General features: G+C 70.7%; 12 protein-coding genes. 4 read left to right on the top strand and 8 right to left on the bottom strand.

Annotated features, from left to right (window positions below; all coding sequences use genetic code 11):
- Nucleotides 1-150: 150 nt before the first annotated feature.
- Nucleotides 151-552: an Hsp20/alpha crystallin family protein gene (locus AMIS_RS32670; RefSeq protein WP_014446737.1), complete on the top strand. Its 402-nt coding sequence runs from the start codon at nt 151-153 to the stop codon at nt 550-552.
- A gap of 71 nt (nt 553-623) precedes the next feature.
- On the opposite strand, the gene AMIS_RS32665 is transcribed toward AMIS_RS32670, so the two are convergent.
- From AMIS_RS32665 to AMIS_RS32645, 5 genes are all read right to left on the bottom strand, one after another.
- Entirely contained in the window at nt 624-1,337 is a 714-nt protein-coding gene (locus AMIS_RS32665; protein ID WP_014446736.1) for a carbohydrate-binding protein, read from the bottom strand.
- 17 nt (nt 1,338-1,354) lie between these two features.
- Entirely contained in the window at nt 1,355-2,239 is an 885-nt protein-coding gene (locus tag AMIS_RS32660) for a TIGR03619 family F420-dependent LLM class oxidoreductase (RefSeq protein ID WP_014446735.1), read from the bottom strand.
- A gap of 36 nt (nt 2,240-2,275) precedes the next feature.
- Nucleotides 2,276-5,002, bottom strand: coding sequence for a putative bifunctional diguanylate cyclase/phosphodiesterase (locus AMIS_RS32655; protein ID WP_014446734.1), 2,727 nt, complete (start codon nt 5,000-5,002; stop codon nt 2,276-2,278).
- Between the two features lie 82 nt (nt 5,003-5,084).
- A complete protein-coding gene (locus AMIS_RS32650; protein ID WP_014446733.1) occupies nt 5,085-5,753 on the bottom strand; it encodes a response regulator transcription factor in 669 nt (222 codons plus the stop codon).
- Nucleotides 5,753-6,913, bottom strand: coding sequence for a sensor histidine kinase (locus tag AMIS_RS32645; protein WP_014446732.1), 1,161 nt, complete (start codon nt 6,911-6,913; stop codon nt 5,753-5,755). The genes AMIS_RS32650 and AMIS_RS32645 overlap by 1 nt, the downstream gene beginning before the upstream one ends.
- Nucleotides 6,914-7,036: 123 nt before the next feature.
- On the opposite strand from AMIS_RS32645, the gene AMIS_RS32640 reads away from it, so the two are divergent.
- On the top strand, nt 7,037-7,555 hold the full coding sequence (locus tag AMIS_RS32640) for a hypothetical protein (protein WP_014446731.1): 519 nt from the start codon (nt 7,037-7,039) through the stop codon (nt 7,553-7,555).
- 4 nt (nt 7,556-7,559) lie between these two features.
- On the opposite strand, the gene AMIS_RS32635 is transcribed toward AMIS_RS32640, so the two are convergent.
- The 3 genes from AMIS_RS32635 to rnhA all read right to left on the bottom strand — a co-directional run bounded on the left by AMIS_RS32635 (nt 7,560) and on the right by rnhA (nt 11,342).
- Nucleotides 7,560-8,663 (bottom strand): DNA polymerase domain-containing protein, encoded by a 1,104-nt coding sequence (locus AMIS_RS32635; RefSeq protein ID WP_014446730.1) that lies wholly within the window; start codon nt 8,661-8,663, stop codon nt 7,560-7,562.
- Between the two features lie 61 nt (nt 8,664-8,724).
- A complete protein-coding gene (locus AMIS_RS32630) occupies nt 8,725-10,011 on the bottom strand; it encodes an ABC transporter substrate-binding protein (protein WP_051042225.1) in 1,287 nt (428 codons plus the stop codon).
- An 863-nt stretch (nt 10,012-10,874) separates the two neighbouring features.
- On the bottom strand, nt 10,875-11,342 hold the full coding sequence (rnhA, locus tag AMIS_RS32620; protein WP_014446728.1) for a ribonuclease HI: 468 nt from the start codon (nt 11,340-11,342) through the stop codon (nt 10,875-10,877).
- Nucleotides 11,343-11,478: 136 nt separating this feature from the next.
- Here rnhA and AMIS_RS32615 point away from each other — a divergent pair, with 136 nt between their 5' ends.
- Both AMIS_RS32615 and AMIS_RS32610 read left to right on the top strand, forming a co-directional pair.
- On the top strand, nt 11,479-12,471 hold the full coding sequence (locus AMIS_RS32615; protein ID WP_014446727.1) for an ABC transporter ATP-binding protein: 993 nt from the start codon (nt 11,479-11,481) through the stop codon (nt 12,469-12,471).
- Nucleotides 12,468-13,229, top strand: a complete 762-nt coding sequence (locus tag AMIS_RS32610) for an ABC transporter permease (protein ID WP_041830203.1) — start codon at nt 12,468-12,470, stop codon at nt 13,227-13,229. Before AMIS_RS32615 ends, AMIS_RS32610 begins: the two co-directional genes overlap by 4 nt.
- Nucleotides 13,230-13,316: the final 87 nt, after the last annotated feature.

The following is a 13,316-nucleotide window of genomic DNA, read 5'->3' as shown; positions in this document are numbered from 1 at the left end:
ACCCAAACACTAGTACACGTGTGCTAATCGTGGTGGCCGCCACGATGGCTGGAGATGACCCTTCCCGCTGAGTAATTTGAGGGAATCCCGAGGCGAGATTCTCGGTTAGAGAAGTTGAGTCACCCACGCTCAAGCCTTGAGGAGCCACCCATGTTGCTCAGTACACCCACCGTGCGCGACCTCGAGCGCCTCACCGCCCGCGTCTACGCGACCCGCGAGTCCGGTGCCCGTCTGGACGCCTACCGGCGTGACGACACGTTCTTCATCGACATCGACCTGCCCGGCATCGACCCGGCCACGATCGACATCACGGTCGACGGCAAGGTGCTGACCGTCCGCGCCGAGCGCAAGCGGGCCGGATCGGACTCCGGTGGCTCGGACGTGCAGCTGCTCGTCGTGGAGCGCCCGATGGGAAACTTCTCCCGTCAGGTCCAGCTCTCCGAGAAGCTCGACGTGGACCGCCTGGAGGCCCGGCACGACAACGGCGTGCTGACCCTGCGGATCCCGGTCCTGGAGCAGAAGCCGCGCAAGATCGAGCTGGTCAGCGCCTGATCAGCCGAAAAGCCTGATCAACCGAGAACCTGATCAGCCGAGAAAAGGGCCGCGTCACGCGGCCCTTTTTTTCATCGGGCGAACTGCAGCCAGTTCACGTTGACGAACTCGCTATCGTCCGGCGCCGTGAACGTCACGAAAACCGTGTGCACCCCGGTGATCGGCTGCAGCGCGGCGGTATCGGTGCGCCACCGCTGCCACCCACCGGTGTTGCTCACCGAGACCTCGCCGACCGGCGGGTTGTCCTTGCTGTCGAGGCGGATCTGCACCCGGCCGGTGACACCCGAGTCCGACGACAGCCGGAGCCGCGCCTTCGTCGCCGCCACCTGCCCGAAGTCGAGGTTGTCGAACCGCAGGTGGTCGTCCCGGGTGATCCAGGCGGTGTTCAGGCCGCCGCCCTCGTCCTCGGTCTCCTGCGTCTGGATGCCGGCGAGCTCGGTCGCCGACTCGGCCTGCATCACCGGGTACTCGACGGCGACCGGTGCCGGCGTGGTCGCCTCCGCAGCTTCCGTGGTCGGCGCGGCGGCACTCGACGCGCCATCGGTGCTCGACTCGGTGCCGGCGCTCGACTCAGTGCCAGTACTCGACGTGGTGCCGGTGCTCGACGCGGGAGCGCCTGCCGAAGCGGCGACAGCCACCGCGGGGACGACATCGGCCGGGGTGTCCTGCCAGCGGCCGATCGCGTAGCCGACCAGCACCAGGCCGACGCCGCCGAGCGCGGTCAGCAGCCGGCGACGATTCGTCCACGAGCGGGTGCGGTAGACACTGGGAGGTCGATGATCCACCGCAACAGGGTAATGAGTCAGCGCGGGGCGAGTTCGGTGAGGATCTCTTCGGCCAGCTCGGCGGCGGCTTTCGGGTCCGCGTCCGGCCCGCCGATGCGGGGATCCCAGTTCGGGTCGTAGAAGAGCTCGGTCGCCCCGGCCTCCGCGTACTGCTGCGCGCCTTCACGGATCTGCGCCCACGTGCCGGACAGGGGACCCGAGTGCAGGACGCCGCGCACGACGATGCGTACCCGGGAAGGGTCTTTTCCGGTCTCCTCGGCCGCCGCCCGGACGATGCGCGCGCCCCGCGCGATGTCCTCGATGCCGGCCCGGCTGCTGCTCACCCAGCCGAGGGCGATCCGGCCGGCCCGCCGCAGCGCGACGTCCGCGGTGCCGCCGAGCAGGATCGGCGGACCGCCGGGCTGAGCCGGTCGCGGCGCCATCTCGCTCGGCGGGATCTCGTAGAGGCTGCCGGAGTACGACGACGTGCCACCGGCGAAGAGGGTGTGCAGGACCGTCAGGTACTCCTCGACCCGGCGGCCGCGCGGGTTCGGGTTCGAGCCGGTCGCCACGAACTCCGGCTCCGACCAGCCGGTGCCCAGGCCCAGGTCGAAGCGTCCGCCGGAGAGCAGGTCGAGGGTGCTCACCTGCTTCGCGAGGTAGGCCGGCGACAGGTACGGCAGGTTGATCACCGAGACGCCGAGGCGGATCCGGGTGGTCGCGGCCGCCGCCCAGGTCAGCGCCACGGTCGGGTCGAGCACGCTGCGATAGACCGGTGCGAGGTCCTGGTCCTGGCCGACGAGCAGCCGCTGGAACGCCCACAGACCGGAGTAGCCGAGCTCCTCAGCACGGCGGGCGATCGTGGTGATCGTCTCCGGCCGGGCCCAGGCGCCGGAGACCGGACATCCGAAACTGATCAGCATGCCTCGCAACCTATCCTGCGGTACGGGACCCGCGCGTCACACCGGTGCGCCCTCCATGAAGAGCCGGCCGGCCTCAGCGGCGGGGACCGGGCGGGAGAAGTAGTAGCCCTGCGCGTACGAGCAACCCATCTCCCGCAACGCTGCCAGCTGGCCGAACTCCTCGATGCCCTCGGCGACGGTCGCCATGCCCAGGCTCTTGCCGAGCCGCACGATCGTGTCGGTCAGCGCCGTGTCGTCGGCCAGGACGCCGAGGCGTTCGACGAACGAGCGGTCGATCTTCAGGGTGTCGACCGGGAAACGGCGCAGGTACGCGAGCGACGAGTACCCGGTGCCGAAGTCGTCGATCGCCAGGGTGAGCCCGAGGGCCTTGAGCCGGACCAGCTGCTCCAGGTTCGCCTCGGTGTCGGTCATCAGGACGCTCTCGGTCATCTCCAGGCAGAGCAGGTCGGCCGCCATGCCGGTGTCGGCCAGCACGGCGGCCACGGTCTCGGCGAGGTCGGGCTGGTCGAACTGGCGTACCGAGACGTTGACGGACATCTTCAGGGGACGCCCGCCGGCGGCCCGGCTCCACTCGACGGCCTGCCGGCAGGCCTCGTGCAGGACCCAGCGGCCGAGCGGCACGATCAGGCCGGTGGCCTCGGCGATCGGGATGAAGTCCAGCGGGTTGATCATGCCGCGGGTGGGGTGCGGCCAGCGGACCAGCGCCTCGAAGCCGACCACCTCGTGGGTGGCCAGGTCGACCGTGGGCTGGTAGTGCAGGCGCAGCTCGCCGCGTTCCAGGGCGCCGCGCAGGTCGGACTCGAGCTCGAGCCGCTCGATCAAGCCGTCACGCATCTGCGGGCGGTACCCGGCGTAGACGCCGCCACCTGCCGCCTTGGCGTGGTGCATGGCGAGGTCGGCGTTGCGCATCAGCTGCTCGGCGCGCTCCCCGAAGCCCGAGCCGGAGCCGGAGCCGGAGGCGGAGTCCGAGGCGGAGTCCGAGGGATCAGTGATGGAGGAGGCGTTCGCCAGGCCGATGCTGGCGCGCACGTGGATCTGCCGCTCGCCCGCCACGATCGGCGCCTCCAGGTCGCTCAGGATCCGCCGGGCCACCGCCTCCGACCCGTCCTCGTCGAGCAGCACCCCGAACTCGTCCGCGCCGAACCGGGCCACCACGTCGGTGTCCCGCACGCAGGACCGGATCCGGTCGGCGACCTGCACCAGCAGCTGGTCGCCGGCCAGGTGGCCGAGGCTGTCGTTGACCCGCTTGAACCCGTCGAGGTCGAGGTAGAGCACCGTCACGGCGTCGGACACCGAGAGAGCGGCCGCGGCACGGTCGCGGAACAGGGCCCGGTTCGCCAGCTGGGTGAGCGAGTCGTGGTACGCCTCGTGCACGAGCTGTTCCTGCAGCTCCATCCGCTCGCTGATGTCCCGGGTGTTCAGCACCAGGCCGCGTACGTGCGGATCGTCCAGCAGATTCGTGATCGTCATCTCGGCCTGACGGGTGCGCCCGTCCCGGTGCCGCACGGTCAGCTCCAGGACGGTGGCCGCGTGCGGCCGCCCGCTGACCTGCCGCAGCGCCTGGGCCAGCCGCATCGCTGACTCCGGGTCGAGCAGCTGGGTGAGCCGCCGGCCGGTGAGGAACCGGGGCGAGTATCCGAAGATCCGCTGGACCGACTCGCTCTGGTAGATCACGTCGGCTTCCGGGCTGACCACCGTCACCACGTCGGAGCTCTGCTGGACCAGCGCGTGGAACTGCTGCTCCCGGGCGTAGAGCTCGGCCGTCCGGTCCGTGACGCGCTGCTCCAGGTGACGGGTCAGGTCGCGGTTCTCCAGCTGGGTGAGCAGCTGCCGGCCGACGATCAGCAGGATCAGGAACGACCGGGTGTACGCGACGAACGGGTGGCTGTGGCCGGTCGAGATGTGGAACAGCACGCTGGAGGCGAGCGCGGCCAGCACCGCGAGGTAGGGCAGGAGTACCGCGCCGCTGCGGACGCCGCCCGGCAGGTCGATCGGCTTGACCGCGGGCACCCGGGGACGCAGCGCGCCGGCGACGATCAGCCCGTAACCGGCGAGCCAGCCCAGGTCGAGCAGCCGTCCCACACCGTCGTCGTGCACCAGCCCCAGGTAGGCGTACCCGATGTCGGAGATCGCGAAAGCCAGCATGCCGGCGCCGAAGAAGGCCAGGTCGGCGCCGCAGCCGTTGCGGCGGCGCTGCTGCGGCAGCATGTAGGCGGCCATCGTGGCGATCACGATGTCGCCGAGCGGGTAGAGCAGCGTGATGTAGAACGACAGCCCCACCTGAGCGTCCGTGATCAGCCCGGAGACGAAGACCCAGGCGACCAGGACGAGCGAAGCGGCGATCATGAGGCCGTCGAGCACGCTGCGGATCCGGTTCGCGAGCGGCTGCGAGCTGCTCGGCAGGATCAGCAGACCGGCCGGCACCAGCACCGCCATCGCGATCAGCGTGAGACTCGGGGTGACCGGCCCGGCCTCGATCGTCGGGCCCGTGTTCAGCAGGAACCGGAACTGACCGCCGCCCCAGCAGAGCAGGCCGGCGGCGAGGGTGGCCCAGCCCCAGCGGGAGCGCCCGGTGAACCGGCGGGACCGCCACAGGCAGGCCGCGGCCGCCGCGGCGGCGGCCAGCGGCAGCGCGGTGAGCGCCACGATCCGGTCGCTGCCCGGGTCGCCGGCCGCCAGCAGCACGACGACCAGGGCGAGGAGCGCCACGATCAGGGCGCAGACGCGCGCCCATCGGCGCCCTGCGTCGGAGCTGAGTGCCATCGGAGCCTCCGGTTCGCCACCGTGAGTGGGGTGGTCATCCGGCGTATCGGGCAGCAGAGACCCCGTCTGAGAGAAATGCCGATCAGATCAGCCCGTCCTCGAACGCCACGATCACCAGCTGCACCCGGTCCCGGACGCCGAGCTTGGCGATCGCCCGGGTGACGTGGGTCTTCGCGGTCAGCGGGCTGATCACCAGCTGAGCGGCGATCTCGACGTTGGAGAGCCCGGTGGCGACCAGCCGGACCACCTCACGCTCGCGGTCGGTCAGCACGGCGAGCCGGTCCCCGCCGGGTGGCTCTCCACCGGGCATGCCGGCCGCCGGGACCGGACGGTGCGCGAACTGGCCGACCACCCGGCGGGTGACGCTGGGGGAGAGCAGCGCGTCCCCGGCGGCGACCACGCGCACCGCGTTGCGCAGGCCGTCCGGGTCGATCTCCTTGGTCAGGAAACCGCTGGCCCCGGCAGCGAGCGCGGAGAAGACGTACTCATCGGTCTCGAACGTGGTCAGAATGATGACCTTGCAGTCCGGTAGGTCCCGGAGCAGCGTCCGGGTCGCCGCGATCCCGTCCATGCCGGGCATCCGGATGTCCATCAGAACGACATCGGGCTTGAGGGTACGGGCCGCGCGTACCGCCTCGTCGCCGGTGGACGCCTCGCCGACGACGTCGATGTCCCGTCCGCGGCGCAGCAGACTGCGGAAACCGGCCCGGACCAGGTGCTGGTCGTCGGCGAGGAGAACCGTGATCGTCATCAGTCCGCCAGGATGGGGATGCCGGCCCGTACCGTGAATCCGGTCTTGCCCGGACCTGCCGTGAGCGCGCCGCCCAGCGCGGCCACCCGCTCCCGCATCCCGGCGATGCCGTGCCCGTCGACGATCGAGCCGTCCCCACCCGACCCGTCGTCCTGGACATCCACCACCACCCGCGTCGGCGAGTAGCGCAGCGTCACCACGACTCGTGTCGCTCCGGCGTGCCGGACCGTGTTGGTCAGTGACTCCTGCACCACCCGGTAGACCGCGGTCGCGACCGGCGCCGGGACGTCCGCCGGATCGCCGAACTCGGTCACCGACACCTTCAGCCCTGCGGCACGGACCTGATCGGCCAGCCCTTCCAGGCTCTCCAGCGCCGGCACCTCGCCCTCGCGCAGCACGCCGACCAGCGACTTCAGATCGGTCATCGCCCGGTTGCGCACCTCTTGGGCGAGTTTCATCGAGGCCCGCGCCTCCTCCGGCTCGGCGTCGAACGCATCCAGCGCCACGTTCAGGTGCACCCCCACCACAGCGAGGGTGTGCGAGACCACGTCGTGCAGGTCACGGGCGATCTCCACGCGCTCCTCCGCCCGCCTGCGGCGAGCGTCGATCTCCCGCTGCGACTCGTCCTGAGCGATCCGGTGGGCGACCTCGTGGCGCCAGCGCACCGAGTTCCGGTACGCGGTGACGCCCGCCAGCACCGCAGCCAGCCAGAGGGCCTCCCCGCCCAGGCTGCCGAGCACCCAGTCGGCGGAGCGCTGACCGGCCGTCGCGTCCCAGAGCGCGAACCAGACCACCGCCACCGAACCGGTGACCGCCGCGAACCGCAGGTGCCCGGCGAGCACCACCGCGACCAGGGCGGCGGTGACCGGCCAGACCGCGCCGCTGTGGACCAGCAGGGCGCCGCGCATCGCGAAGACGCCGCAGAGGGAGAGGATCAGGATGCCCCGGGGCCAGCGCCGCAGCCCGAGCGCGAACAGGGCCAGCCAGCAGGCGAGCGTCCCCGCGAAGATCGCGTTCTCGAGGCCGCCGCCCCGGGTGACATCGCCGCTGAGATTCACGTCGCCACTGAGGTGCATGTCGCCGCCGGTGACGGCGATCCCGGCGGGGACGCCGACCAGTGTCAGCGCGGCCGCCACATAGGTGAAGTTCTTCGTCAACATGTCCGGGACGCTAGGGCCGCCGGGCTGGTCAGCGCGTCGTCCTGCGGCTGTCACCGGGGTCTGCTCCTCCCGCGTACGGGCTACACCATTCGATGTATGTCCCTTCTTGGCTAAGGTAGCGGAGTGACCGCCGCGGAACTGCTCGCCGCCTCCGGCCGCTTCACCATCGCGCCCGGACTGTCCGAAACGGAAATCTCCGATATCGAGCGCGAGTTCGGCTTCACGTTCGCGCCCGACCACCGCGAGTTCCTCGCCGCCGGCGTCCCCACCGGCGTCGGCTGGCCGGACTGGCGGTCACCCGACCGCGCCGGGCTGCGCGCCGCCCTGGCCGCCCCGGTCGAGGGCGTCCTCTTCGACGTGGCCGAGAACGATTTCTGGTACGAGGGGTGGGGTCCCGCCTTCGGTGACCGCCTCGCCACGGCCCGCGCCGGCCTGCTGATCGCGCCCCGGATGATCCCGCTCTACGCGCACCGGTACCTGCCGGCCGTGATAGCCGGGCATCCGGTGCTCTCCATCTACCAGACCGACGTGGTCGTCTACGGCGCCGACCTGTGCGACTGGCTGAACCGCGAGTTCGCCATCGGCGAGCCGGCGGCCCGGCGGGTCCGCCCCACCGCCCCGTTCTGGAGCGCCCTCATCTGAGGGCTCAGCCCTCGGCCTCGCGTTTGGCGCGGGCTCGGCGTTTTCCCTCGTGCATGGCCTGCACTCGGGCCACCGGGATGGTGTGGCCCTCGTCGATCAGGCTCTTCTCCAGCGGCTGCGGCGCCGGCAGCGCCTCGGCCCACGGATCACGGTCGCCGAGCAGGGCGGGCACGGTGTGCAGGGTGAAGTCGCCGGGCGACACGTCGTCCAGGTCCGCCCAGCCGACCGGGAAGGACACCGGCACGCCGGGCCGGATGCGGGGGCTGTAGGCGGCCGCCACCGTCGCGCCGCCGGCCCGGGTGGCGTCCAGGAAGACCTTGCCGTGCCGGTCCTCGCGGATGAACGCCGTGGTGGCGAGCTCGGGATCGAGTCGTTCGGCGCGGGCCGCGACGGCTCGCTGGGCGGCTGCCACGTCGTCCGGCGCGGTCTCCGGCGCGAGGGGCACGAAGACGTGCACGCCCTTGGAGCCGGACGTCTTCACCGCTCCGGTCATGCCCGCGTCGGCGAGCACCTGGCGCACCAGCCTGGCGGCCTGCACCGCGAGCCGGAAGCCGGTGATCGGGGACTCGTGGTCGTCCGGCGGGTCCAGATCCATGATCAGGTGGGTGGGGTGGTGCGAGCCGGCGAGGGTGAGGCCGGGGTGGTACTCCACCGCGCGCTGGTTGCCGAACCAGATCAGGGTACGGCGGTCGTTGCCGAGCGCGTAGACGACCTCGCGGTGGGAGGCGTCCGCCCAGATGCTGGTTCGCGGGACCCACTCGGGGGTGTATTTGGGCAGGTTCTTCTGCATGAAGGTGTCCCGACCATCCGGCTTGGTCTGTTCATCCGGCTTGGTCTGTTCATCCGGCTTGCTCTGCTCACCCGGTTTGGTCTGTTCATCCGGCTTGGTCTGGCGGCCGTGTTTGGGCAGGACGCGGATCACCGACAGCGGGCGGTCGCGGAGGACCGGGATCATGCGGCTGGACATCACGTCCAGGTAGTCCACGAGGTTCCGCTTGGTGGCGCCGGCACCGGGGAACAGCTCCTGATCCAGGTTGGTCAGCGGCACGCCGTGGCGCTCTTCACCCGTACCCTTTTTGCTGGTGCTCGTGCCGCGTTTTTCCGCCATCCGCCCATCGTGCCGGAAATCCGGGCGGCTCGCCGTCCGCCCGGATCCGACCGGGTTACTCCTACTCCTGCTTGATGAACTGGTTCGCGGCCGCGATGAGGTCCTGGTGGAGCGCGGTGGTGCTCCTCTGGGTGGTGGAGTAGGCGCTGAGCGCGTTGTTCACCGCGTTCTGCCAGGCCTGGGAGCAGGCCGAGCCGTGCGCGCACGACGGCACCGGCGTCGCCGTCCTCCAGTCCTCCATGGCGGACTGCTGGTAGGAGGAGAGCACGGTTCCGGCCGGGGTGATCGCGTCGGTGCGGGCCGGGATCGAGCCCTTGGCGGCGTTGAACGCGCCCTGGCCCTCGGCCGACGCGACCGTCTTGAGCCAGCATTTCGTGCCCTCGGGGTTGGGCGCGCCCTCGGCCAGCACGAACGAGTCGGCCAGCCACTGGAAGACCTCGCCGTTGCCCGGGAAGGTGAACCAGTCGTACGCCTTGAAGCCCTTGGCCTCCAGGTCGGCTGCCTCCCAGTCGCCCATCACCTGATAACCGGCCTTGCCGTCGATCAGCAGCCGCTCAGCGTCCGGCCAGTCCATCGCGTCGCGGTCGGCATTGCTGTAGCTCACCAGCTTGCCGAAGTCGCGGATCCCGGTCGAGACCGCGCTGCTGCTCCAGCTGGTCTCGCCGGTGAACAGGCCGGAGAACTTCTCCGCGCCCAGCTTGCTGATCAGCACCGCCTCCAGCAGCATCAGCTGGGTCCAGTCGCGACCGAGCGCGAGCGGTGACTCGATGCCCGACTTGCGCAGCTTCTCCAGGTCGCGCAGGAACGCGGTGATCGTCTTCGGGGTGGTGTGGATGCCGGCGCCGGAGAGCACCTGCGGATTGGTCCAGACCACGTTGGCGCGGTGGACGTTCGCCGGAACCGAATAGATCTTGCCGTTGACCGTCAGATCGTCGACCAGGCCCTCGGGCAGAGCCTGGCGCAGGCCCCAGGCGTCGTACTCCGCGGTCAGATCCTGCACCTGACCGGCGTCGATGTGGTCGGTGAGCTCGGCGCCGGCGTGCACCTGGAACGTGTCCGGCGGGTCGTCCTGCGCCAGGCGGGCGGTGAGCACCTGTTTCGCGTTGATGCCGGCGCCGCCGGCCACCACGCCGTCGGTGAACTGCTGGCCGGGGCAGTCCGCGGTGAAGCGGCTGACCAGGGCGTCCAGACCGGCCTTCTCGCCGCCCTCGGCCCACCAGGTGAAGACCTCCACCGTGGCGGCGTCGGTGTCGTCGCCGGCGCTGCAGGCGGCAGCCGTCAGCAGCAGGACGAGCCCCGCCCCGGCCGCCGTGAGCCGGGCCGCCAGGGAACGGCGAGTGGAGCGCATGCCAACCCCAATCATCCAAGTTCACCGTTGTCTTGTGGACAACTGGGAGTACCGTGCCGCTCGGCGGGCAAAAGTGTCAACTCATGACCTATCGTGGCAGTCGCCCGCAGAGTGGCCATCCGGAATGTGACCTCGGCGGATGTCGTAGAGCCCCTGGTTACCCTGCAGTAGAGATCACAATCCAGGGCGTCCGCCAGGCAAAATGTCGCTTTCCAGGTGGGTGTCACGGGTTGAGCCTGTGAGCTAATTCGTTCGGGGTAGGTCAAACGGGCCATAGCTCGCGGTCTATCCACATCGTCACAATCGTGGCATGACCGCTCCGGGCGACCTATTGATCCTCTTAGTCCTGCTCGCCGCGTTCACGGCCTGTTGCGGGTACACCGCGGGGCGGGTCCATCAGCGGCGCCGCCACGGCGCGGATCGGGCCGCGGCCTATCGGGAGGGGTACGCGACGGGTACGCGGAGCGTGTTCAGCATGGCGACCCGGACGGCGGCGGGGCGGTCCGTGGGGCGAACCGTTGCCGGGCGGGCCTCAACGGGAAGCACCTCAACGGGGAGCGCCTCAACGGGAAGCACCTCAGCGGGGAGCGCCTCAGCGGGGAGCGCCTCAGCGGGGAGCGCCGGAAGTGCCTCGGCCGCCGCGTCGTCCGAGGGGCGGCACATGGTTCCGGACGAGCTGGTTCGGGCGGCCACCTATCGGCTGCCGCCGGATCGCGTCGCTCGCGCCCAGGTGCCACGGCCACGCGGGTCCCAGCCGCGCGGGTCCCAGCCGCGCGGGTCCCAGTCACGCGGGTCCCAGCCACGCGAGTCCTAGCCGCTGTCAATGCTGCGATATCGCGCCATGCTGCAATATCGCGCCCGGCTCAGGATTTCGCGGCTTCGACTGCTTCCTGCAGGCCACGGGCGGCCAGGCGGTCGGCGCGTTCGTTCTCCGGGTGCCCGGCGTGGCCTTTCACCCAGTGCCAGCGGACCTCGTGCCGGCGGACCGCGGCGTCCAGGCGCTGCCACAGGTCGACGTTCTTCACCGGCTGCCGGGCCGAGGTCTGCCAGCCGTTGGCCCGCCAGCGGGCCACCCACTTCGTGATGCCGTCCCGGACGTACACGCTGTCGGTGTAGATGTCCACGCTGAGCGGCGCCCGGTTCAGGGTCTCCAGCGCGCGGATCGGCGCCATCAACTCCATCCGGTTGTTGGTCGTCGGGTTGGCCTCGCCGCCGCAGAGGTCCTTCTCGGCCTTTCCGTACCGCAGGACCGCGCCCCAGCCGCCCGGACCGGGATTCGGCACGCAGGCGCCGTCGGTGTAGATCTCCACGGAGACGGGGCTGCTGCTCATGCGCGCACCCTACCGTCGGGGATGATGGGCGTGAGCCATTGCATCCTGCTGGACCACCGTGCCGGGTCTTTTCAGGGACGCGCCGTAAGGTTGCGGGGGCGGCGATTCCAGAAAATCCTGATGGGGCGGGAGCTCAATGGTGGGTGGCGACGGGGCCGCGGCGGTCGAGATCTCCGATGTCGTGGTGCGCTACGGCGAGACGACGGCCGTCGGCGGAGTGTCACTGAGCGTGCCCCGGGGGCGGGTGCTGGCGCTGCTCGGCCACAACGGAGCGGGCAAGACCAGCCTGCTGCAGGTCTGCGAGGGATTCCGGCGGCCGGACGCGGGCCGGGCCCGGGTGCTCGGGCTGGACCCGGTCGGCGACCACGACGCGCTCATGCCCCGGCTCGGGATCATGCTGCAGTCCGGCGGCGTCTACCCGTGGGCGGCGGCCGGCGAGATCCTCCAGCTCTTCGCCTCGTTCGCGGCGAACCCGCTCGACACCGGCATGCTGATGGACCGGCTCGGCCTGCGGAAAGTGGCGCGCACCCGGTTCCGGCGGCTCTCCGGCGGCGAGCAGCAGCGGCTCAGCCTCGCGGTGGCCCTGGTCGGCCGTCCCGAGCTGGTCTTCCTCGACGAGCCGACGGCCGGGATGGACACCGAGGCCCGGCACACCACCTGGCAGCTGATCGAGGAGCTGCGGGCCGACGGCGTCTCGGTCCTGCTCACCACCCACCTGCTCGACGAGGCCGAGCGCCTCGCCGACGACGTGGTGATCATGCGGTCCGGGCGGGTGGCGGCGACCGGGACACCGGCCGAGCTGACCGCGGCGGCCGGCATCGACCTGCTGGAAGTGCGCGCCGACCCGGGCATCGACCTGGCCGGGCTACGGGCCCTGACCTGCCCGGAGGGGCAGCGCACGGTGACCGAGGGCTCGCCGGGGGAGTACGCGATCGCCGGTGAGCTGGACACCCGTGCGCTGGCCGACGTGCTGGGCTGGTTCGCGGGCGTGGACGCGCACGTCACCGCCGTGAGCAGCCGCCGGCGGACCCTCGAGGACGTCTACCTCTCTCTCACGGCAAGCAACAACCCCGCTGCCAACAATCCTGCTGCCAACAACCCCGCTAACCCCGTTGGAGCGTCGCAATGAGCGCCGGAACCTTCACGCCGGCGCCCGGCCGGGCACCCATGCGGACGATCATCGGCAAGCAGATCCGGATGGAACTGCTGCTGACCGCCCGTCGCGGCGAAGCAGTGGTGCTGGCCATGGGCGTACCGCTGCTGGTGTTGCTCGGAGCGGGCCTCTTCGAGGTGACCAATCTGCCGACCGATGACCGTCTCGGTTTCGTGGTTCCCGGTGTGCTCGCGCTGACCGTGATGTCCACGGCCTTCACCGGCCAGGCGATCACCACGGGGTACGAGCGGAGTTACGGCGTTCTCAAACGACTCGGCGCCTCGCCGCTGACCCGGCCCGGCCTGCTGCTCGCCAAGACCGCCGCGGTGCTGGTCCAGATCGTGCTGCAGGTGCTGGTGCTCGCGGCGGTCGGCTTCGCGGTCGGCTGGCGTCCGCACGGTGACCAGCTGCTGCCGGCGATCGCGGTGACCGTGCTGGCCGCCGCCGGTTACAGCGGCCTCGCGTTGCTGCTGGCCAGCGTCCTCAAGCCGGAGACGACGACCGGCGCCGCGACGCTGATCTACGTGCTGATGCTCTCGGTCGGCGGGATCATGTTCGCCGCTCCCGACCTGGGCGCGGCCGGTTGGTTCCTGCTGCCGCTGGCTGCGCACGCGGAGGCGTTGCGGGACACCCTGCTGTACGACGCGTCGGTCCCTGTCGCGATCTGGCTCAGCCTCGGTCTGTGGGCAGTGGTCTGGCTGACGGCCGCCGCCCGCAACTTCCGCTGGGAGTAAGAGTCCGGCTCCGCCGGTTGCTCTGTCCATGGGTTGCTCTGTCTAGGGATTGCTCTGTCCATCGATCGGTTGACAGCCGATGACGGC

Source organism: Actinoplanes missouriensis 431 (assembly GCF_000284295.1).
GTDB lineage: Bacteria > Actinomycetota > Actinomycetes > Mycobacteriales > Micromonosporaceae > Actinoplanes > Actinoplanes missouriensis.
The sequence above is the reverse complement of the archived record's forward strand: the minus strand, read 5'-3'. Positions and strand labels throughout refer to the sequence as shown.